Source organism: Pseudomonas zhanjiangensis (genome assembly GCF_041027545.1).
Lineage (GTDB): Bacteria > Pseudomonadota > Gammaproteobacteria > Pseudomonadales > Pseudomonadaceae > Aquipseudomonas > Aquipseudomonas zhanjiangensis.
Window position 1 is genome coordinate 231665 of the sequence record NZ_JBFTEG010000001.1, and the last position, 20170, is coordinate 251834.

Sequence of the window (20170 nt, forward strand, 5' to 3'; positions counted from 1 at the left end):
GAGGAGCCCGGCATGTCCATCGAGTCACCCAGCCTGGGTTTTGGCCTGGGCCTGCGTACCCCCTATTACCAGGAGATTCTCGAGCAGCGACCGCAGGTCGACTGGTTCGAGGTGATCTCGGAAAACTACCTGGTCGAGGGTGGCAAGCCGCTCTATTACCTGGATGCCATCGGCGAGCACTACCCGCTGGTGATGCACGGCGTCTCGCTGTCGATCGGTGGCCCCCATGAACTGGACCGCGATTACCTGCGCCGGCTCAAGCAGCTGGCCAATCGGGTGCAGCCGCGGTGGATCTCCGATCACCTGTGCTGGAGCCGCGGCAGTGCCCACCAGCTGCACGACCTGCTACCGCTGCCGTTCACCGAGGAGAGCCTGCAGCACGTCGCCGCGCGCGTGCGCCAAGTGCAGGACGTGCTCGAGCGGCCGCTGGTGCTGGAGAACGTGTCCAGTTATCTGCGCAGCGCCGACGATCAGTTCAGCGAGTGGCAGTTCCTCGCCGCACTCTGCGAGCTGACCGGCTGCGAGCTGTTGCTCGACGTCAACAACGTCTATGTCAGCGCGCGCAACCATGATTTCGAGCCCTGGGACTTCATCGGCGCGCTGCCAGCCCAGCGTATCCGCCAGCTGCACCTGGCCGGCCACAGCGACTACGGCAGCTACCTGATCGACACCCACGATCAACCGGTCAGCGATCCGGTCTGGCAGCTCTACCAAAGGACCTTGCGCCATCTCGGCCCGGTCTCGACCCTGCTCGAACGCGATGACCACTACCCGCCGCTGGCCGAGTTGCTCGCCGAGCTCGACCGCGCTCGTGCCTATGCCGCCGGCGCCCTGGAGGAGCCGCAACCATGCGCCTGAGCGAGTGGCAACGGGCGCTCGAGGCCTACCTGCTGGGTGCCGAGCCGACCCCCGATCCGGTGCTGCACGCCAGTTTGCGCGGCAGCCCGGCACTGAGCGCCGAGGACGGTCTGGCGATCTACCACCATGCCTATCGCGCACGCCTGCTGGAGACCCTGCGCGGCGATTACAGTGCGCTGCACGGCTGGCTCGGCGATGAGCAGTTCGACAACCTGGCCGGTGCCTATATCGACGCGCATCCGTCCCGGCACTTCAGCCTGCGCTGGCTGGGTGCCGAGCTGGCGGACTTCATCGACGGTTATCTGAGCGCCGAGCAGGCGGCCCCGCTCGCCGAGCTGGCGCGCTTGGAATGGGCCTTCGGTCTGGCCTTCGACGCCGCCGCCGGCGAGCCGCTGAGCCTGGCGCAGATGGCCGAGCTGGCGCCGGAGGCCTGGCCGGGCCTGCAGGTGCGCCTGCTGCCGAGCGTGCAGTGGCAAGTCTGTCGCTTCAACAGCCTGGCGCTCTGGCGAGCGCTCAAGGAGCAGGGCGAAGTGCCCGCCAGTCAGTCGCTGGAGCAGGAGCAGGTCTGGCTGATCTGGCGCGACGGCCTGATCAGCCGCTACCGCAGTTGCGAACCGGGCGAAGCCCGGGCCCTGCACGGCATGGCCGTGGAGGGCTGGTCCTTCGCCGAGCTCTGCGTGCAGCTGAGCGAGTACGCTGACAACGCCCCCTTGCAGGCTGCCACCTGGTTGCGCCAATGGCTCGGCGACGGCCTGCTGCAGCACCATGGCCATTAGCCGGGGGGCATTCGCCAGCGGGCCTGACAAGCGGTCCATCTGAACTAATCTTGGGTTGATTGGTGAACGATGGAGGTTTCTCTATGCTCGCGTACCTGCCTCCGGCCCTGCGCGATTTGCGACTGCCCCTGCGGCTGCGTCTGTGGGATGGCAAACAGATCGATCTCGGCCCCGAGCCGCGGGTCACCATGGTGGTCAAGGACCCCAGCCTGGTGGCGCAACTGGCCCACCCGAGCCTGGATGCCCTGGGGGGCGCCTTCGTCGAGGGTCGCCTGGACCTGGAGGGACCGATGGCGGCGGTGATCGAGCTGGGCGATGCTCTCAGCCAGGCGCTGATCGGCGAGGAGGAGAGCCCGGACCTGCAGCGCGAAGCCCACGACAAAGAGCGCGATGCGGCCGCGATCAGTTACCACTACGATCTCTCCAACGACTTCTATGCCCTGTGGCTGGACGCCGAGATGGTCTACTCCTGTGCCTATTTCGAGACCGGTGACGAGGACCTCGAGCAGGCCCAGCAGGCCAAGTTGCGCCACCTGTGCCGCAAGCTGCGCCTGCAGCCGGGCGACAAGCTGCTGGACGTCGGCTGTGGCTGGGGTGGGCTGGCGCGTTTCGCCGCCCGCGAGTTCGGCGCCGAGGTGCACGGCATCACCCTCAGCCAGGCGCAGCTGCAGCTGGCGCGCCAGCGGGTCGAGGACGAGGGGCTGAACCAGCAGGTACAGCTGGAACTGTTGGACTACCGCGACCTGCCGCAGGATGGTCGCTTCGACAAGGTGGTCAGCGTCGGCATGTTCGAACACGTCGGCCACGCCAACCTGCCGCTGTACTGCCGGCAGCTGTTCGGCGCGGTGAAGGCCGGCGGGCTGGTGATGAACCATGGGATAACCGCCAAATACACCGATGGCCGTCCGGTGGCCCGCGGCGGTGGCGCCTTTATCGGCCGCTACGTGTTTCCCGAGGGCGAGTTGCCCCACCTGGCGACCATGGTCACGCTACTGAGCGACGCCGGCCTGGAAGTGGTCGACGTGGAAAATCTGCGGCTGCACTACGCGCGCACCCTCGAGCACTGGAGCGAACGTCTGGAGGCGCGGCTGGAGCAGGCCGCGCAGCTGGTGCCGGAACAGGCGCTGCGCATCTGGCGGCTGTACCTGGCGGGCTGCGCCTACGGCTTCGCCCATGGCTGGATGAGCCTGCACCAGATACTCGCGGTCAAGCCGCACGCGGATGGCAGCCACGACCTGCCCTGGACCCGGGCGGACCTGTATCGCTGAGGCTAGAGGGGGCAGTTTTCTTCAATACCGCGCCCTGCGCTGTCGTCAGTCTGTAGACCTCGATTGACGACGCTCGCAGGTGAACGATGTCTGTTCTGCTTTCCATGGCCGGCTTTGCCCTGGCCGCCTCGATTTCCCCCGGCCCGGTCAACCTGGTGGCGCTGAGTTCCGGCGCGCGCTTCGGCCTGCGCGCCAGCCTGCGGCACGTGACCGGAGCGACCCTGGGGTTCACCCTGCTGTTGCTGGCGCTGGGGTTGGGCCTGCAACAGCTGCTGAGTCAATGGCCGGCATTGGCGGCACTGATCCGCTGGTCGGGCGTGGCCTTCCTGTTGTACATGGCCTGCTGCCTGGCCCTTGACGAAGGCAGGCTGGCGGGTGGCGCGGCGCTGCGAGCGCCTTCGCTGTTTACCGGTGCGCTGATGCAATGGCTCAATCCCAAGGCCTGGCTGGCGGCCCTGGCCGGCATGAGCGCCTATGCGGCGGACGGCGACCTCGGTGTGGTCGGCCAGTTCGCCGCGCTGTATTTTCTCATCTGCTACCTGTCCATCGCCTGCTGGGCCTATGCCGGCGCATTCCTCGGCGCGTACCTGAAGTCACCCCGGCGCATGCGCTTGTTCAATCGCAGTCTGGCGGCGCTGCTGGTGGGCTCGGCGGCCTATCTGTTGTGGCCCTGATGGCGGTATTGTCCGGGCGTGGCGGCCAGCAGTTGCTTGAAGGTGCGCTGCAGGTGCGCCTGGTCGGCGAAGCCGGCGGCCTGGGCCACCTCGGCGATCTGGTCGCCGCGCCTGAGCCGCGCCTGGGCATACTGCACCCGGCTGTTGATCAGGTAGGCGTGGGGCGTCATGCCGTAGCCGCGGCGGAAACTGCGGATCAGGTAGGAGGGCGACAGGCCGGCCGCCGCGCAGATGTCTTCCAGCTTCAATGGCTCGGTGCAGTGGGCGCGAATGAAGTCGGCGGCCAGGCGCACGCGCGGGTTGTCCTCGCGCCGCCGCCGCGGCGCCGGCTCGAGGCGTTGCTGCAGTGTGGCGAAGAACTCCAGCAGAGCGCAGTGCTTGTCCAGGGTGTCGGCCTGGCTGTGGCTGAGCAGGTCGTAGAGGTGATTCAGACCGCCATAGAGCGCCGGGTCGCGGCTGAGTATGGCGCGAAAGGCTCGCAGCGGTTGATTGCGGCTGAACCCGGCCTGCTGCTGCAGCTCGGTCAGCCAGGCGACGTCCACGTAGAACATGCGGTAGGACCAGGGTTGGCCGTCCAGCGGGTTGCAGGCATGCACGTCGCCGGGATTCATCAGCACCACGGTGCCGGCCTCGACCCGTTCGCGCGCCTTCTCGTTGAGGTAGCTGCTGCGGCCCTGGGTGATGGCGCCGATCGAGAAGCATTCGTGGGAGTGCCGGGCGTAGCACAGCTGGCGCCCGTCCAGGACGTCGCGCGCCTCCACGAACGGCAGGGCCGGGTCGCGCCAGAAGCGCGGAGTGGTCGCTTGATTCGCCTTCGCCCTGTTCATCCGTCCGCCGGTCGTTATCGCGCCAATGGCGACTATAGCCACAAGCGCGGGGCGCAGAAAGCCTCGCCTGCATGGCGCCGCGCTTTGCCTTACCATGCCGGCATCGCCCCGAGCAGAGCCGTGCATGCCAACGTCCCAGTCGCGTTATCGCGTCGTCCTGATCGCTCTGCTGATCCTCCTCGGTCTGCTCGCCAGCATCTGGCTGGCCGGGCGTTACGCCGAGCAGCGCGCCTGGCAGGAGCGCAGCGCCGAGGCGCGCGGGCAGTTGCAGCTCTATGCCCAGTCGATCCATACCCTGGTCGAACGCTTCCGTTCGGTGCCCGAGGTGCTGGCGCTCGACAGCGACATCAAGTCGCTGCTGCGCGCGCCTGACGATCGCCTGCTGCGCGGGCAGCTCAACCTGCGCCTGGAGCGGCTCAATGCCGCCGCCGGCTCCACCGTGCTGTACCTGCTCGATCGCCACGGCGATACCCTGGCGGCCAGCAACTGGAACGACTGGAGCAGCTTCGTCGGCAACAACTACGCCTTTCGCCCCTACTTTCAGGACGCCCTGCGCCAGTCGGCCGGGCGTTATTTCGCGGTGGGGGTGACCACCGGGATTCCCGGCTATTTCCTCTCCCATGTGGTGCGCGACGAGCAGGGCGCGGTGCTCGGCGTGCTGGTGGTCAAGCTCGAGCTGGAGGAATTGCAGCGCCAGTGGGCCGGCCAGGCCGGGGTGTTGCTGGTGGCCGACAGCTACGGCGTGGTGATCCTCAGCAACCGTCCGGCCTGGCGTTTTCGCGCCTTGCGGGCATTGAACGAGCAGGATCGGGCCGAGTTGGTGGAGGTGCGCAAGTACGCCGAGCAGGCGCTGCTGCCCCTGGCCAGCGAGCCGCGCCGCTCGATCGCGGGCGATGCCGACTGGCGCCGGGTCGAGGGCCCTGAGGGTAGCCGCGACTACCTCTGGCAACAGCTGCCCTTGACCGAGGAAGGCTGGACCCTGCACCTGCTGGTCGAGCCCAAGACCCTGGTCGACAGCGTGCGCAGCTACCGCCTGGCGGCCGCGGGGGTGTGGATGACCCTGGCGTTCCTGCTCCTGTACCTGGCCCAGCGGCGCAAGAACCAGCGCCTGCAAGCCGGCATCCGCGAGCGCCTGGAGCGCGAAGTGACGCTGCGCACCGCCGAACTGCGCGAGGCCCAGGAGGGCCTGGTGCACGCGGCCAAGATGGCCGCCCTGGGGCAGATGTCGGCGGCCATGGCCCACGAGATCAACCAGCCGCTGACCGCCATGCAGATGCAGCTGGGCAGCCTGCGCCTGCTCCTCGACAGCGGTCGCCAGGCCGATGTGCACGAGGGCCTGCAGCGCATCGACGGGCTGCTGCAACGCATGGCCGGCCTGACCCGGCACCTGAAGACCTTCGCCCGCAAGAGCCCGGCCGGGCTCAAGGAGCGTCTGAGCCTCGCCGAGGTGCTGGAGCAGGCCCTGCAGCTGCTGGCGCCGCGGCTGCGCAGCGAGCAGGTGGAGCTGCGCACCGAGATTGATGCCCAGGCGCGGGTGCTCGGCGATGCCATCCGCCTCGAACAGGTGCTGCTCAACCTGCTGCACAACGCTCTGGACGCCATGCTCGGCGTCGAGCAGCGGGTGCTGGAGGTGTCGATCGGCCGCGAGGGCGAGCACTGCCTGCTGCGGGTGGCGGACAGCGGCGGCGGAATCGCCGCCGACGACCTGGCCCACGTGTTCGAGCCCTTCTTCACCACCAAGCCGGTGGGCCAGGGTCTGGGCCTGGGCCTGGCGGTGTCCTACGGCATCGTCCGCGAGCTGGGCGGCAGCCTGGAGGCGGCCAATGGCGAGCGCGGCGCGGTGTTCAGCCTGAGACTGCCGGCGGCGCCGGAACCCGATCCGTCCGCCAGCTGAAAATACCCGGGCGTCGTCGGTTTTCAGCGGCGCGATGGCGCTGGCGGATCAGTGGCGAACCCTGCCGGGTGCTATTAGTGCGGACTATGTGCAGCCGCTGGAGCGAGAACGGGCATGGCGTACTTCCTCGGAATCGATACCGGCGGCACCTTCACCGATGCCGTGCTGCTGGACGACCAGCGGCGTGTGGTGGCCTCGGCCAAGCGGTTGACCACGCGCCTGGATCTGAGCGTCGGCATCGGCCAGTCGCTGGCGGCGCTGCCCCAGGAGTTGATGCCCGAGGTGGCCATGGTCTCGCTGTCCTCGACCCTGACCACCAATTCGGCGGTGGAAGGCAAGGGTTCGCCGGTGTGCGTGCTGTTGATCGGCTACGACGCCCAGCAGCTCAAGGCCAGCGGGCTCCCCGAGCTGCTCGGCGCGGATGGCATCGTCATGCTGGCCGGCGGCCATGATGCCGGCGGCAAGGAACACAGCGCGCTCGACGAGGAGGCCGCGCGCCAGGCCATCCTGCATTACCGCGAGCGGGTCTCGGCCTTCGCCATCTCGGCCAGCTTCAGCGTGCGCAACCCGTCTCACGAGCTGCGCGTGCAGGAGCTGGTCACCAGCCTGGCGGGCAAGCCGGTCAGCTGCGGCCATGAATTGGCCTCCTCGCTCGGCGCGCCGCGGCGGGCGATGACCGCGGCGCTGAACGCACGCATGATCGCCCAGGTCAGCCAGTTGATCGACTCGGTCCAGGACCTGCTGGCGCGCCTGGATATTTGCGCCCCCCTGATGATCGTCAAGGGCGACGGCTCCCTGGTCAATGCCCAGAGCGCCATGCGCCGCCCGATCAGTACCGTGCTCTCGGGACCCGCCGCCAGTGTCAACGGGGCCTGCGCCCTGAGCGGCTACCGCGACCTGATCGTGGCCGACATGGGCGGCACCACCACCGACATCGCGGTGGTGCGCAACGGTCGCCCGCAGTTGTCGTTCGACGGCGCCCGGGTGGGCGAGTGGCGGCCGATGGTCGAAGCCATCCGCCTGTATTCGGTCGGTCTGGGCGGGGACAGCGAGCTGAGTTTCGACAGCGGCCTGGGCATCGCCATCGGCCCCCGTCGGGTGGTGCCACTGAGCCTGCTGGCCAGCCAGTACCCGGCGGTGATCGGGGTGCTGGAGCGCCAGTTGCGTTCGTCCCCCAGCAGCAGCCACAACCGTTTTGCCCTGCGTCTGCAGCGCGATGACGCCCTGTTGCGCCACCTGAGCAGCGACGAGCAGGCCGCCTGGGAGCGCCTGGAAGCCGGGCCCGTGGCCATCGAGCAGGCGGCCATGGACGAACGCTGGCTGGCGCGCGCCCTGGCCCGCCTGGAGCGCAAGGGACTGGTGATCTACAGCGGCTTCACCCCCACCGATGCCGCCCACGTGCTGGGCCTTTCCCGGCACTGGAGCAGCGAGGCGGCGAATCTGGCGGCGCGCATCTGGGCCCGCCGGATGCGCCGTCAGTACGGCTTCGGCAGCTGGCCGGAAGGCGACGCCGAGGCGCCGGCCCGGGATGTATTCCAGCGGGTTGTGCAGATTATCTGCGCCAAGCTGGTCGAGGCCGGACTGCACGATGCCGGCCAGGAAGGCGATGTCAGCCGCCTGGCCCGCGTGCTCAGCGAGCTGATCCTGACCCCCCGGGCGCGGGAGGGGGGCGGCTCGGTGTTCAGCATGCACTTTGCCGACGAGCTGCCGGTGGTGGCCGTCGGCGGGCCGGCGGCGAGCTACTACCCACTGGCGGCCCAAGCCTTGGGCGTGCACCTGTGCCTGCCGGAACACGGCGAGGTCGCCAATGCCGTGGGCACGGTGTATGGCGAGGTGGTGCAACGGGTGCACATCAGCGTGCTGCAGCCGGTGTTCGGGGTGTTTCGGGTGTTCGGCCGGCGCGGGCCGGTGGACCATGACAGCCTCGAGGCGGCGCTGGCCCAGGCGCGCGAGGAGGCCGCCGCAGAGGCCGAGCAGATGGCCCGCGAGGCCGGCGCCGAGAGCCCGCGGATCGACTTCGAGCTGGAGGAAAAGCGGGTGCGCAACGACATCGACGGCGAGCTGTTCTTCGAGGCCCGGGTCACCGCGGTGGCCAGCGGCATGCCGGCGCTGCAGCTGACCGCCAAGGCCTGAGGGCGACGGCGACCAGTGGCCAGGCAGCGCAACCCGGCGGCCGAACAGCCGCCTGGTTGCTGGGTGCCATCGACGCCAGCGGCTACACGTTCGAGTCGGGCATGCTCGCCTTGCGTTGCTCGATATAGGCCAGCAGCGCCGCATCGATGGCCGGGTCCAGCTCCGGCGGCTGGTAGTCGGCCAGCAGCTTCTTCCAGCGGGCGTTGGCGCGCTGAGCCATGTCCAGACGACCGTCGGCATCCCATTGCTCGAAGCTGTTGTTGTCGCAGATCGGCGACAGGTAGAAGGCCGTCTTGAAGTTCAGCTGGGTGTGGTTGCAGCCGAGGAAGTGCTTGCCGGGGCCGACTTCGCGAATCGCATCCATGGCCTGGCCGTTTTCCGACAGGTCGACGCCCTTGAGCAGGGTCTGCATCATGCCGGCCTGATCGGCATCCATGATGAACTTCTCGTAACCCATGGCCAGGCCACCCTCGAGCCAGCCGGCGGTGTGCAGGGCGAAGTTGACCCCGCCCAGGGTGGTCGGCAGCAGGGTGTTGGCGCTCTCGCTGGCCGCCTGGGCATCGGGCACCTTGGAGGCGGTGAAGGAGCCGCCGGAGCGGAAGGGCACGCCCAGGCGCCGGGCCAGGTTGGCCATCACGTAGAGCACCAGCGCCGGTTCGGGGGTGCCGAAGGTGGGGGCGCCGGACTGCATGGACATGGAGCTGGCGAAGCTGCCGAACACCACCGGAGCGCCCGGGTTGACCAGCTGCACGAACGCCATGCCGGCCAGGGCCTCGGCCAGGGTCTGGGCGGCAGTGCCGGCCACGGTGACCGGCGACATGGCCCCGGCCAGGATGAACGGGGTGACGATGCAGGCCTGGTTGGCGCGGGCATAGACCTTGGCGGCACCGAGCATGGTGTCGTCGAAGGTCATCGGCGAGTTGGCGTTGATCAGGTTGATCACGCAGGTCCTCGGCTTGCCGGTGTCGGGATCGATCCAGTTGTCGCCAAACAGGATCCTGGCCATCTCGATGGTGTCCTGCGCCCGTTCCGGGTGGGTCACCGAACCCATGAAGCACTTGTCGGAGTACTTCATGTGGCTGTAGATCATGTCCAGGTGGCGCTTGTTCACCGGCAGGTCCACCGGCTCGCAGATGGTGCCGCCGGAGTGATGGATGCTCGGCGACAGGTAGGCCAGTTTGACGAAGTTGCGGAAGTCTTCGATGGTCCCGTAGCGCCGTCCGCGATCGATGTCGTGGACGAAGGGGCAGCCGTAGGCGGGCACGAACACGGTGTTGGCGCCGCCGATGCGCACGCTGCGAGCCGGGTTGCGGGCATGCTGGGTGAACTCGCGCGGGGCGTTGTCCTGAATCAGCTTGCGGCACATGCCGCGCGGCATGCGCACCCGCTCGCCCTGGACGTCGGCGCCGGCGTCGCGCCAGATCTGCAGCGCTTCCGGGTCGTCGCGGAAATCGATACCGATCTCTTCGAGGATGGTGTCGGCGTTGTTCTCGATGATGCTCAGTCCGTCGTCGTCGAGCACCTCGTAGTAGGGGATGTTGCGCGTGATGTAGGGCGGCTGCGGGGCCTGACCTTCGGCACGGCTGGCGCGACGTGCCTCACTGCCGCCTGAGCGTCTGCGTGTGGGATTGGTACTCATGATCGGACTCTCCCTCGGTTGTTTGCGTCATCAGGACGTCAGTATGTGGAGTTGCTGGGCACCCCCTGTGCCGACCTAGTTGCTCTGCGCGTCGCCCCAGGCGGCCTGCATGATGCCGGTGGGGAAGACGATGCCGTTCTGCTGGCAGGCGGCTTGGAGCGTATTGAGCAGCAGGCAGGCGATCGTCATGGGGCCGACGCCGCCGGGAACCGGGGTGATGGCACCCGCCACGCCGCGTGCCGAGTCGAAATCCACGTCGCCCACCAGCAGGCTCTTGCCTGCCTCCTCGATGCGGTTGATGCCGACATCGATGACTGTAGCCCCTGGCTTTATCCAGTGCCCGGGCACCAGTCGCGGTCGCCCGACCGCGGCCACCAGGATGTCCGCGCGCTGGCACTCGGCCTGCAGGTTGCGGGTCCGTGAGTGGGCGATGGTCACCGTGCAGTCCGCATTGAGCAGCAGGCTGGCCATGGGTTTGCCGACGATGTTGGAGCGCCCCAGGACCAGGGCGTGCAGGCCGCTCAAGTCGCCGAGGTGGTGCTTGAGCAGCATCAGGCAACCCAATGGCGTGCAGGGCACTATGCCCTTGCTACCGGTGGCCAGCGCGCCGACATTGAGTGGGTGGAAGCCGTCGATGTCCTTGTCCGGGCGGATGGCGGTGATCACCCGCTCGGGGTCGACCTGTGGCGGCAAGGGCAACTGCACCAGAATCCCGTGCACGGCCGGATCCTGGTTCAGGCGCTCGATCAGCTCGAGCACCTGCTCTTGCGGCGCGCCATAGGCCAGGCGGTATTCGAAGGACGACATCTCGGCTTCGCGCGCCTGGGTCGCCTTGTTTCTGACATAGATCTGGCTGGCCGGGTCTTCGCCGACCAGGATCACCGCCAGCCCCGGGGTGACGAAATGCTGTTCGCGCAGCTTGCGGACCTGGTGGCCGATTTCCGCGCGCAGGCGCGCCGCATAAGCCTTGCCATCGATGATTGTTGCCATGGGTGAGCCCCTGTCTGGGTCCGGCGTGAAGAGCAGGTGTGGCTTGGCGTCGGCGCGCTGGCGGGCCGGCGTCAGCGAAACACCACGGTGGTATGGCCGTTGATGAACACCCGATGTTCCAGGTGGAAGCGCACCGCCCGCGACAACGCCAGGTTCTCCGCATCGCGGCCGACCGCGGCGAGCTGTTCGGCACTGTAGGTGTGGTCCACGCGCTCGACGATCTGTTCGATGATCGGGCCCTCGTCGAGGTCGGAGGTCACGTAGTGGGCGGTGGCGCCGATCAGTTTGACCCCGCGCTCGAAGGCCTGGTGATAGGGTTTGGCGCCCTTGAAACCGGGCAGGAACGAGTGGTGGATGTTGATCGCCCGGCCGGCCAGCTTGTCGCACAGGTCCTCGGAGAGGATCTGCATGTAACGCGCCAGCACCACCAGGTCGGCGCCCGTCTCCTCGACGAGCTCCAGCAGCCTGGCTTCCTGGGCGGCCTTGTTGTCCGGCGTCAGCGGCAGGTGGTAGTAGGGAATGCCGTGCCAGTCGGCCAGCGGCTTGAGGTCGGGGTGGTTGGAGACGATGGCCGGAATCTCCATCTTGATTTCGCCGGTGCGCTGGCGATAGAGCAGGTCGTCCAGGCAGTGGTCGAACTTGGAGACGGCAATCAGCACCTTGGGCGGGGTCAGGGTGTCATGCATCTCCCACTCCAGGCCATCCAGCTCGGCCACGGCGGGGAAGCTGTCCTTGAGCACCTGGAAGGAGGGCGTTTCGCCCGGGGTGGTGGAGAACACCACGCGCACGAAGAAGTTGCCGCTGGAGATCTGGTCGAACTGGGCCATTTCCATGATGTAGCAGCGGTGCTGGGCGAGGAAGGTGGAGATTCTCGACACCGTTCCGATGGCGCCCTTGCAGCTGGCCTTCAGCACATAGATGTTCTTTCCTTCGGTCATTGCGGACATTTCATCCCCCTGACAACGCGTCTCTGGTTGGTCGGTCGGACTTGGCGATGCGCGGAAAGAGCAGCTGCGGCGCTCGCTTCGGAGTCTTGAAATCTACTCGCCAATAGCGGGGGCAATTTCCCAAAGACGACGCTCGCCGTCGCTTCTGCGACCTCGCTAGGTGGCTGATTTTTAGGAAAAATTGATCCAGATCAAGGTTTTATTGGGTTTCTGGTAAATCCTGAAAGTTGCCCGGTGGCGGGTCGTTGATGGGTATGTCCGAGTCGCCTTGATGGTTATCGAATAATCGGGCTGATCCTACGCTGCTGGCAGAACACCGCCGCCAGGCACCATCCAGACCCAGCTATCGGGGAGTCCATCGCCATGACTGATCAGTTTAGCGAAGAAGATTTTGATCTTAACGACCTGCCCGACGATGAGCTCGTCGAACAGATCCACGATGACCTCTACAACGGCCTGCGCGACGAGGTCGTGGAAGGCACCGAGATTCTCCTGGCGCGCGGCTGGACGGCCGGCAAGGTGCTGGACGAGGCCCTGGTCGGCGGCATGACCATCGTCGGCGTCGACTTCCGCGACGGCATCCTGTTCGTCCCGGAGGTGCTGATGGCGGCCAACGCCATGAAGGGCGGGATGGAGGTGCTGCGTCCGCTGCTGACCCAGTCCGGCGCCGAATCGGTCGGCAAGATCGTGATCGGCACGGTCAAGGGCGACATCCATGACATCGGCAAGAACCTGGTGTGCATGATGATGGAAGGCGCCGGCTTCGAGGTCATCGACATCGGCATCAACATCCCGGTCGAAACCTATATCGAGGCCCTGGAAAAGCACAAGCCGGACATCCTCGGCCTGTCGGCGCTGCTGACCACCACCATGTCCTACATGAAGGTGGTGATCGACACCCTCGTGGAAAAAGGCCTGCGTGACGACTACATCGTGATGGTCGGCGGGGCGCCGCTCAACGAGGAGTTCGGCAAGGCGATCGGCGCCGATGCCTATTGCCGCGACGCCGGCGTCGCCGTGGACATGGCCAAGGAATTGATCGCCAGACGGCGCGCGGCCTGAGCCCCGAGCCCGCTGCCGTGCTGATCATCGCCTGCGGTGCCCTGGCCAGGGAAATCAATGCCCTGGTCGCCGCCAATGGCTGGCAGCAGGTGCGCCTGCAGTGCCTGCCGGCCGACCTGCATAACCACCCCGAGCGGATTGCCGGGGCGGTGCAGGACAAGCTCGGCGAGGTCGGTCGCACGGGCGAGCGGGTGTTCGTCGCCTATGCCGATTGCGGCACCGGCGGGCGCCTCGATCAGGTGCTGCGCGAGCATGGTGTGGAACGCCTGCCGGGCGCCCACTGCTACGAGTTCTACGCGGGCGAGCGGGTCTTTGCCGAGCTTGCCGCGGCCGAGCCGGGCACCTTCTACCTGACCGACTTCCTCGCGCGGCATTTCGATCGGCTGGTCATGCGCGAGTTGGGCATCGACCGGCACCCGCAGTTGGCCTCGATGTATTTCGGCCACTACCGGCGCCTGGTGTACCTGGCACAACGCGAGGACCCGGCGCTGCTGCAGGCCGCCGAACGCGCCGCCGAGCAGCTCGGTCTCGCCTTCGAGTACCGCCATACTGGCTACGGCGATCTGCAGGTTTCACTGGTGCGCTTAATCGAAGGGGAAGAGCAATGTCCCAACTGATCATCGTGTCCTGGCGCGACATCCCGGCGCAGATCATCGTCAAGCAGGGCCGCAAGACGGCGCGGGTGCAGCTGTCGCAACGCTTTCAGGAAGCCGTCGACCGTGCGGCCATGCGCGCCGGCAAGGGCAGTTCGGATGCCTATCTGGCCGACTGGCAGCGCTCCGAGCCCAGGGCCTGCGGCGATGACCTGCAGGCCGAAGCCGAGGCCGAGGCCGCGCGGATAGAACAGCGCTTCAGCGACGAGGACCTGGACCGGCTGATCAGGAACAAGGGGCTGGCGCCTGATCCGCAGGCCTGACCGGCTGGCCGAGGGCCGGCGGCAAGCAGGGCGAGCGCCGCGCCAGGCAACACAACGACAACGCTGTTTCACGAGCCAGGATAACTGCCATGTACAAGGTTCGTCGCTGGGTGGTCCGCCATTCCAGGCTGTTTGAAAGCCTCTACTTCCACTTCGAGCCGCTGCTGGTCAGGCTGCATCCGCTCTGGCGGCGCCTGGGCTATGCGCGGGTCGAGGCACCCATGCGCGTCGTCGAGAAGGGCGTCAAGGGCCTGCTGTTCGACTGCCAGATGTGCGGCAAGTGCGTGCTCAGTTCGACCGGCATGTCGTGCCCGATGAACTGCCCCAAGACCCTGCGCAACGGCCCCTGCGGCGGCGTGCGCAGCAATGGCCATTGCGAGGTGAAGCCGGAGATGAGATGCGTCTGGGTCGAGGCCTGGACCGGCAGTCGCAACATGCGTGAGGGTGAGCGCATCCATGTGGTGCAGCAACCGGTCGACTACCGTCTCAAGGGCACCTCGTCCTGGTTGAGCGTGGTCCGCCAACAGGTGCACGAGGACAACGGAGGCGACCAATGAAATTCGACGACGAGCCGGTTCCCGGCTATTCACTACCGATCCTGCCCGGCCATGTATCGCCCGGGCGCCTGGAGCGGGTGCTGCGCGCCGGCAAGTTTGCCGTCACCTCCGAACTCGATCCGCCGGACTCGGCCGATCCGGCCGAGGTACTCAAGCGCGCGGCGATCTTCGATGGCTATGTCGATGCGATCAACGCCACCGATGGTTCGGGGGCCAACTGCCACATGTCCAGCGTCGGCGTGTGCTCGCTGCTGACCCGGGTCGGCTACGCCACCATCATGCAGATCTCCTGCCGCGACCGTAACCGCATCGCCATCCAGGGCGAGATCCTCGGCGCCGCGGCGATGGGTGCGTGCAACATCCTCTGCCTGACCGGCGACGGCGTCCAGGCCGGTGATCATCCCCAGGCCAAGCCGGTGTTCGACCTGGACTCGATGTCGCTGCTGGAGATCGCCCGCGGCATGCGCGACGACTGCCGCTTCCAGAGCGGGCGCAAGATCGAGATGCCGCCGCGGGTGTTCCTCGGCGCCGCCGAGAACCCCTTCGTGCCGCCCTACGACTGGCGCCCGCACCGCCTGGCGAAGAAGGTCGCGGCCGGCGCCCAGTTCATCCAGACCCAGTATTGCTTCGATATCGACCTGCTCAAGCAGTTCATGTCCAAGGTTAACGACCTCGGCCTGCTGGAGGGCCCGGACCGGGTCTACATCCTGGTCGGCGTGGGGCCGCTGGCCTCGGCCCGGAGTGCCCTGTGGATCCGCGAAAACGTGCCCGGCGTGCATATCCCCGATGCGGTGATCAAGCGCCTGCAGGGCGCCACCAAGCAGAAGGAAGAGGGCAAGCGCCTGTGCATGGACCTGCTGCAGGAGATTCGCGAGATCAAGGGCGTCAGCGGTGCCCACATCATGGCCTACCGCCAGGAGGAAACCGTGGCCGAGATCATCCAGGCCACCGGCGTACTCGAGGGGCGGGTGCCCTGGTACCCGGGGCGTGACAACCCGGCCGAGCTCAATCCGCAGTCGCCGGATGCGCTCGAGCCCCCCGAGCAACCGCGACACGACTAATTCCTGGCAACCCACTGCAATCATTCGAGGAAGTGTCATGACAGATACCATCATCAGCTCGCACAAGAAGGAAGTGGTGATCGGCTTCGAACGCCCCTTCGTGGTCATCGGCGAGCGCATCAACCCCACGGGTCGCAAGCTGCTGGCGGCGGAAATGGCCGCCGGCGATTTCTCCCGGGTGGTCGAGGATGTCCAGGCCCAGCTGGCGGCGGGCGCGCACATGCTCGACGTCAACGCCGGCATCCCGCTGGCGGACGAGCCGGCCATCCTGGCCAAGACCATCCAGTTGGTGCAGTCGCTGACCGACGTGCCGCTGTGCATCGACTCCTCGATCATCGCCGCCCTGGAAGCGGGCCTGGCGGTGTACCAGGGCAAGCCCCTGGTCAACTCGGTCACCGGCGAGGACGAAAGCCTGGAGCGGGTGCTGCCGCTGGTGAAGAAATACGGCGCCGCCGTGGTCGCCATCAGCAACGACGAAACCGGCATCTCCCACGATCCCAACGTGCGCTTCGGCATCGCCAAGAAGATCGTCGAGCGCGCTGCCGACCACGGCATCCCCGCCTGCGACGTGGTGGTCGATCCGCTGGTCATGCCGATCGGCGCGGTGGGCAACGCCGGCCGTCAGGTCTTCGAGCTGTGCTACCGCCTGCAGCGCGAGCTGAAGGTCAACACCACCTGCGGCGCCTCCAACGTCAGCTTCGGCCTGCCCAACCGCAACGGCATCAATTCAGCCTTCATGAGCATGGCGATCGCCTCCGGCCTGACCTCGGCGATCACCAACCCGCTGCACGAAGAGATCATGGCCGCGATCATGGGCGCCGACGTGATGATGGGCCACGATCCGGACTGCATGCGCTGGATCAAGAAGTTCCGCGAGGCGCCGGCGGTTGGCGCCGATGGCAGCGAGGCCCGCGGTCGCCGCCAGACCCGTCGGCGCAGCACCAGCTAGGCGCCGCCGAACGCCGCTGGCGGCAACGCCAGCGGCACTCCGAAGGGCCCGCGAAAGGGCGCTTCGGGAGTACTTCCGTCGAATCAGGAGGTCGCCGTGTCCGAGCCAGAGGATGCACTCGTCGTATTCACCCCGTCCGGTCGCCGTGGTCGCTTCCCGGTGGGCACGCCGGTGCTGGAGGCCGCCCGGGCGCTGGGCGTCGACATCGACTCGGTGTGCGGCGGCCGCGGCCTGTGCGGGCGCTGCCAGGTCGACCTGTGCGAGGGCAACTTCGCCAAGCACGGGGTCGAGTCCCTGGCCAGCCACCTGAGCGCGAAGAGCGACACCGAATACGCCTGGGAAATGCGCCGCGGGCCGCTCAACCCGGGGCGTCGGTTGAGCTGCTCGACCCTGCTGCTGGGCAATGCGGTGATCGATGTGCCGGCCACCAGCCAGGTGCACCGGCAGGTGGTGCGCAAGCGCGCCGAAGTGGTCAACATCGAGCTGGACCCGATCGTGCGCCTGTACTTCGTCGAGGTGCAGCAGCCGGACATGCACGTGCCGGCCTCCGACCTGCGGCGGCTCAAGGATGCCCTCAGCTACGAATGGCACCTGGCTCATCTGGAGAGCGATATCCGCGTGGTCCAGCAGTTGCAGGAGGCCCTGCGCCAAGGCAACTGGCAGGTCACGGTGGCGGTCTACAACGACGAGCGGATCATCGCCGTCTGGCCCGGCCTGCACGAGAAGATCTACGGCATGGCGGTGGACGTCGGCTCGACCACCATCGCCGCCCACCTGTGCGACCTGCAGAGCGGCGAGGTGGTCGCCTCCGCCGGGCGCATGAACCCGCAGATCCGCTTCGGCGAGGACCTGATGAGCCGGGTTTCCTACATCATGATGAATCCGGGCGGCGACCAGGACATGACCGAGGCCGTGCGCGAGGCGCTCAACCAGGTGGTCGAGGAGCTGGTCAAGGAGGCGGGGATCGGGCTGAACTCGGTCATCGAGGCCACCTTCGTCGGCAATCCGATCATGCACAGCCTGGTCTTCGGCATCAATCCGGTCGAACTGGGCGGCGCGCCCTTCGCCCTGGCCACCGACGAGGCCGTCGACGGCCTGTGGGCGACCGAGATCGGCCTGCGCATCCACCCCAACGCGCGGGTCTACGGCCTGCCCTGCATCGCCGGTCACGTCGGCGCCGACACCGCCGCGGTGATCCTCTCCGAGACGCCCTACCTGAGCGAGGAACTGATGCTGCTGGTGGACGTCGGCACCAACGCCGAGATCGTGCTCGGCAACCGCGAGCGCCTGCTGGCGGCCTCCAGCCCGACCGGTCCGGCCTTCGAGGGCGCGCAGATCAGCTGCGGCCAGCGCGCCGCGCCGGGCGCCATCGAGCGCGTGCGCATCGATCCCGAGACCCTGGAGCCGCGCTTCAAGGTGATCGGCTGCGAGCTCTGGTCGAACGAGGCCGGTTTCGCCAAGGCGACCGCCCGCCATGGGGTCACCGGAGTCTGCGGCTCGGGCATCATCGAGGTGATCGTCGAGCTGTTCCTCAGCGGCATCATCAACCACGAGGGGGTGATCAACGGCGCCCTGGCCGAGCGTTGCCCGCGGGTGGTGGCCGACGGCAGGACCTTCGCCTACGTGCTGCATGAGGACGACAGCCGCTGCCTGCGCATCACCCAGAACGACGTCCGCGCCATCCAGTTGGCCAAGGCCGCGCTCTACGCCGGAATCAAGCTGCTGATGGAGCACCTGGGCGCCGAGCAGGTCGACCGCATCCGTCTGGCCGGCGCCTTCGGCAGCCACATCGACGTCAAGTACGCGATGATCCTCGGCCTGATTCCGGACTGCGCCCTGGAGCATGTGACCTCGGCCGGCAACGCCGCCGGCACCGGCGCGCGCATCGCCCTGCTCAGTCGCAAGGCGCGGCGGGAAATCGAGGAGGTGGTGCGCGGTGTGGAGAAGGTGGAAACCGCCACGGAGCCGCGTTTCCAGGAGCACTTCATCGCCGCCATGGCCATCCCGCACAAGACCGACGCCTTTTCTCGGCTGCAGGCCAGCGTCAAGCTGCCACCGCCGGTGCCCAGCCAGGCCACCCTGAGCCGCGGCACCGGACGCCGCCAGCGACCGCCACGCCCGGCGGGCTGAGCGCCCCTCCCAAGGCCATGCACCCCACCCGGACCCGCGATACACTGCGGGCAATTGCGCGGGGGGTGGCATGAGCGGTCAGGTGATAGTGGTCGATGACGAAGCGGCGATCCGCGAGGCGGTGCAGCAGTGGCTGCAGTTGTCCGGCCTGCAGGTGCAGAGCTGTGCCAGCGCGGCCCAGGCGCTGGCCCTGGTCGACCGCGACTTTCCCGGGGTGCTGATCAGCGATGTGCGCATGCCCGGCACCGATGGTCTGCAGCTGCTCGACAAGCTGCTGGAGCTCGATCGCGACCTGCCGGTGATCCTGGTCACCGGCCATGGCGACGTGCCCATGGCGGTGCAGGCATTGCGCCAGGGCGCCTACGACTTCATCGAGAAGCCCTTCACCCCCGAGCGCCTGCTCGACAGCGTGCGCCGCGCCCTGGACAAGCGCCGTCTGGTCTGCGAGAACCGCCAGCTGCGCCAGCAGTTCGCCCTCAAGGATCATATCGAGGCGCAGCTGCTCGGGGTGTCGCGACCGATGGAAAACCTGCGCCGGCAGATCCTCGAGTTGGCCGGCACCTCGGTGAACATCCTCATCCGCGGCGAGACCGGCAGCGGCAAGGAGCGGGTCGCCCGCTGCCTGCACGACTTCAGCGCGCGGGCCGGCAAGCCCTTCGTCGCCCTCAACTGCGCGGCGATTCCGGAAAGCATCTTCGAGAGCGAGCTGTTCGGCCACGAGAGCGGCGCCTTCACCGGGGCCCAGGGCAAGCGCATCGGCCGCATCGAGTACGCCGATGGCGGCACCCTGTTCCTCGACGAGGTGGAGAGCCTGCCCCTGGCCCAGCAGGTCAAGCTGCTGCGGGTTTTGCAGGAGAAGACCCTGGAGCGGCTCGGCTCCAACCGCAGCATCCAGGTCGACCTGCGGGTGATCAGTGCGGCCAAGCCGGACCTGCAGGACGAGGTGCGCGGCGGGCGCTTCCGCGAAGACCTCTATTACCGGCTGAACGTGGCCACCCTGCAGATTCCGCCGTTGCGCGAACGGCGCGAAGACATCGCCCTGCTGTTCGAGCATTTCGCCCACCAGGCCGCCCAGCGCCATGGCCGCGAGGCCCCGCCACTGAGTTCGAGCGAGCTGGCACGGCTGCTCGGCCACGACTGGCCGGGCAACGTGCGCGAGCTGATCAACGCCGCCGAGCGCCACGCCTTGGGCCTGACCGCGGCGGCGGAGGAGAAGCCCGCCGGCCAGTCGCTGGCCGAGCAGATGGAGAGCTTCGAGGCGCAATGCCTGCACCGCGCCCTGCAGCAGTGTCAGGGCAATATCGCCGAGGTCATGGCGCTGTTGCAGCTGCCGCGCCGCACCCTCAACGAGAAGATGCAGCGCCATGGCCTGCAGCGCAGCCGCTACCGCCCGGCCGGCAGCGGCGACGAGGATTGAGACCGCGGGCTCTTGCCCTTCATATTGGCGAAATAGGCGAATTTCCGCTTATGGTGTTTTGTCTCTAGGCGG

The 20170-nt window shown here is 67.5% G+C and carries 18 protein-coding genes; 14 read left to right on the forward strand and 4 right to left on the reverse strand.

The window, feature by feature from the left end; all coding sequences use genetic code 11:
• Positions 1–12: 12 nt before the first annotated feature.
• The 4 genes from bufB (at position 13) to AB5S05_RS01080 (ending at position 3576) form a co-directional block, all read left to right on the forward strand.
• Complete coding sequence (gene bufB, locus AB5S05_RS01065; protein ID WP_369285550.1) at positions 13–858, forward strand: MNIO family bufferin maturase; 846 nt, start codon at positions 13–15, stop codon at positions 856–858.
• Positions 849–1634: an HvfC/BufC family peptide modification chaperone gene (locus AB5S05_RS01070; protein WP_369285551.1), complete on the forward strand. Its 786-nt coding sequence runs from the start codon at positions 849–851 to the stop codon at positions 1632–1634. The genes bufB and AB5S05_RS01070 overlap by 10 nt, the downstream gene beginning before the upstream one ends.
• 83 nt (positions 1635–1717) lie before the next feature.
• A complete protein-coding gene (cfaB, locus tag AB5S05_RS01075; protein WP_369285552.1) occupies positions 1718–2902 on the forward strand; it encodes a C17 cyclopropane fatty acid synthase CfaB in 1185 nt (394 codons plus the stop codon).
• Positions 2903–2988: 86 nt separating this feature from the next.
• Complete coding sequence (locus AB5S05_RS01080) at positions 2989–3576, forward strand: LysE family translocator (protein WP_369285553.1); 588 nt, start codon at positions 2989–2991, stop codon at positions 3574–3576.
• Here the strand turns inward: AB5S05_RS01080 and AB5S05_RS01085 are convergent.
• Positions 3558–4403, reverse strand: coding sequence for an AraC family transcriptional regulator (locus AB5S05_RS01085; RefSeq protein ID WP_369285555.1), 846 nt, complete (start codon positions 4401–4403; stop codon positions 3558–3560). The two genes, AB5S05_RS01080 and AB5S05_RS01085, sit on opposite strands and share 19 nt — an antisense overlap.
• Positions 4404–4527: 124 nt before the next feature.
• Here AB5S05_RS01085 and AB5S05_RS01090 point away from each other — a divergent pair, with 124 nt between their 5' ends.
• Together AB5S05_RS01090 and AB5S05_RS01095 are read left to right on the forward strand one after the other, a co-directional pair.
• Positions 4528–6297, forward strand: a complete 1770-nt coding sequence (locus AB5S05_RS01090) for a sensor histidine kinase (RefSeq protein WP_369285556.1) — start codon at positions 4528–4530, stop codon at positions 6295–6297.
• A 114-nt stretch (positions 6298–6411) separates the two neighbouring features.
• Positions 6412–8430: a hydantoinase/oxoprolinase N-terminal domain-containing protein gene (locus AB5S05_RS01095; RefSeq protein ID WP_369285557.1), complete on the forward strand. Its 2019-nt coding sequence runs from the start codon at positions 6412–6414 to the stop codon at positions 8428–8430.
• A gap of 82 nt (positions 8431–8512) precedes the next feature.
• Here the strand turns inward: AB5S05_RS01095 and AB5S05_RS01100 are convergent, their stop codons facing one another.
• The 3 genes from AB5S05_RS01100 to purU form a co-directional block, all read right to left on the reverse strand.
• A complete protein-coding gene (locus AB5S05_RS01100) occupies positions 8513–10069 on the reverse strand; it encodes a trimethylamine methyltransferase family protein (protein WP_369285558.1) in 1557 nt (518 codons plus the stop codon).
• A 75-nt stretch (positions 10070–10144) separates the two neighbouring features.
• Entirely contained in the window at positions 10145–11059 is a 915-nt protein-coding gene (gene folD, locus AB5S05_RS01105; protein ID WP_369285559.1) for a bifunctional methylenetetrahydrofolate dehydrogenase/methenyltetrahydrofolate cyclohydrolase FolD, read from the reverse strand.
• Between the two features lie 71 nt (positions 11060–11130).
• Positions 11131–11997, reverse strand: a complete 867-nt coding sequence (gene purU, locus AB5S05_RS01110) for a formyltetrahydrofolate deformylase (RefSeq protein WP_369285561.1) — start codon at positions 11995–11997, stop codon at positions 11131–11133.
• A gap of 372 nt (positions 11998–12369) precedes the next feature.
• Between purU and AB5S05_RS01115 the strand changes: the two genes are divergently transcribed.
• From AB5S05_RS01115 to AB5S05_RS01150, 8 genes are all read left to right on the forward strand, one after another.
• Positions 12370–13068 carry a corrinoid protein gene (locus AB5S05_RS01115; RefSeq protein ID WP_238040858.1) on the forward strand — a complete coding sequence of 233 codons (699 nt, stop codon included), beginning with the start codon at positions 12370–12372 and terminating at the stop codon, positions 13066–13068.
• A 17-nt stretch (positions 13069–13085) separates the two neighbouring features.
• Positions 13086–13685 carry a DUF1638 domain-containing protein gene (locus AB5S05_RS01120; RefSeq protein ID WP_369285563.1) on the forward strand — a complete coding sequence of 200 codons (600 nt, stop codon included), beginning with the start codon at positions 13086–13088 and terminating at the stop codon, positions 13683–13685.
• Positions 13673–13984 carry a virulence factor gene (locus tag AB5S05_RS01125; RefSeq protein WP_369285564.1) on the forward strand — a complete coding sequence of 104 codons (312 nt, stop codon included), beginning with the start codon at positions 13673–13675 and terminating at the stop codon, positions 13982–13984. The genes AB5S05_RS01120 and AB5S05_RS01125 overlap by 13 nt, the downstream gene beginning before the upstream one ends.
• A gap of 89 nt (positions 13985–14073) precedes the next feature.
• On the forward strand, positions 14074–14541 hold the full coding sequence (locus AB5S05_RS01130; protein ID WP_369285565.1) for a methylenetetrahydrofolate reductase C-terminal domain-containing protein: 468 nt from the start codon (positions 14074–14076) through the stop codon (positions 14539–14541).
• Positions 14538–15602 carry a methylenetetrahydrofolate reductase gene (locus tag AB5S05_RS01135; protein ID WP_369285567.1) on the forward strand — a complete coding sequence of 355 codons (1065 nt, stop codon included), beginning with the start codon at positions 14538–14540 and terminating at the stop codon, positions 15600–15602. The genes AB5S05_RS01130 and AB5S05_RS01135 overlap by 4 nt, the downstream gene beginning before the upstream one ends.
• A gap of 37 nt (positions 15603–15639) precedes the next feature.
• The gene (locus tag AB5S05_RS01140) at positions 15640–16551 is read left to right on the forward strand and encodes a dihydropteroate synthase (protein WP_369285568.1); all 912 of its coding nucleotides are present in this window, start codon (positions 15640–15642) and stop codon (positions 16549–16551) included.
• A gap of 96 nt (positions 16552–16647) precedes the next feature.
• A complete protein-coding gene (locus AB5S05_RS01145; protein WP_369285569.1) occupies positions 16648–18681 on the forward strand; it encodes an ASKHA domain-containing protein in 2034 nt (677 codons plus the stop codon).
• A 70-nt stretch (positions 18682–18751) separates the two neighbouring features.
• Positions 18752–20098 carry a sigma-54-dependent transcriptional regulator gene (locus tag AB5S05_RS01150; RefSeq protein WP_369285570.1) on the forward strand — a complete coding sequence of 449 codons (1347 nt, stop codon included), beginning with the start codon at positions 18752–18754 and terminating at the stop codon, positions 20096–20098.
• Positions 20099–20170: the final 72 nt, after the last annotated feature.

Coding starts and splice junctions, on each gene's coding strand:
- bufB (WP_369285550.1), top strand. CDS start 13: ATGTCCATCGAGTCACCCAGCCTGGGTTTTGGCCTGGGCCTGCGTACC.
- AB5S05_RS01070 (WP_369285551.1), top strand. CDS start 849: ATGCGCCTGAGCGAGTGGCAACGGGCGCTCGAGGCCTACCTGCTGGGT.
- cfaB (WP_369285552.1), top strand. CDS start 1,718: ATGCTCGCGTACCTGCCTCCGGCCCTGCGCGATTTGCGACTGCCCCTG.
- AB5S05_RS01080 (WP_369285553.1), top strand. CDS start 2,989: ATGTCTGTTCTGCTTTCCATGGCCGGCTTTGCCCTGGCCGCCTCGATT.
- AB5S05_RS01085 (WP_369285555.1), bottom strand. CDS start 4,403: ATGAACAGGGCGAAGGCGAATCAAGCGACCACTCCGCGCTTCTGGCGC.
- AB5S05_RS01090 (WP_369285556.1), top strand. CDS start 4,528: ATGCCAACGTCCCAGTCGCGTTATCGCGTCGTCCTGATCGCTCTGCTG.
- AB5S05_RS01095 (WP_369285557.1), top strand. CDS start 6,412: ATGGCGTACTTCCTCGGAATCGATACCGGCGGCACCTTCACCGATGCC.
- AB5S05_RS01100 (WP_369285558.1), bottom strand. CDS start 10,069: ATGAGTACCAATCCCACACGCAGACGCTCAGGCGGCAGTGAGGCACGT.
- folD (WP_369285559.1), bottom strand. CDS start 11,059: ATGGCAACAATCATCGATGGCAAGGCTTATGCGGCGCGCCTGCGCGCG.
- purU (WP_369285561.1), bottom strand. CDS start 11,997: ATGACCGAAGGAAAGAACATCTATGTGCTGAAGGCCAGCTGCAAGGGC.
- AB5S05_RS01115 (WP_238040858.1), top strand. CDS start 12,370: ATGACTGATCAGTTTAGCGAAGAAGATTTTGATCTTAACGACCTGCCC.
- AB5S05_RS01125 (WP_369285564.1), top strand. CDS start 13,673: ATGTCCCAACTGATCATCGTGTCCTGGCGCGACATCCCGGCGCAGATC.
- AB5S05_RS01130 (WP_369285565.1), top strand. CDS start 14,074: ATGTACAAGGTTCGTCGCTGGGTGGTCCGCCATTCCAGGCTGTTTGAA.
- AB5S05_RS01135 (WP_369285567.1), top strand. CDS start 14,538: ATGAAATTCGACGACGAGCCGGTTCCCGGCTATTCACTACCGATCCTG.
- AB5S05_RS01140 (WP_369285568.1), top strand. CDS start 15,640: ATGACAGATACCATCATCAGCTCGCACAAGAAGGAAGTGGTGATCGGC.
- AB5S05_RS01150 (WP_369285570.1), top strand. CDS start 18,752: ATGAGCGGTCAGGTGATAGTGGTCGATGACGAAGCGGCGATCCGCGAG.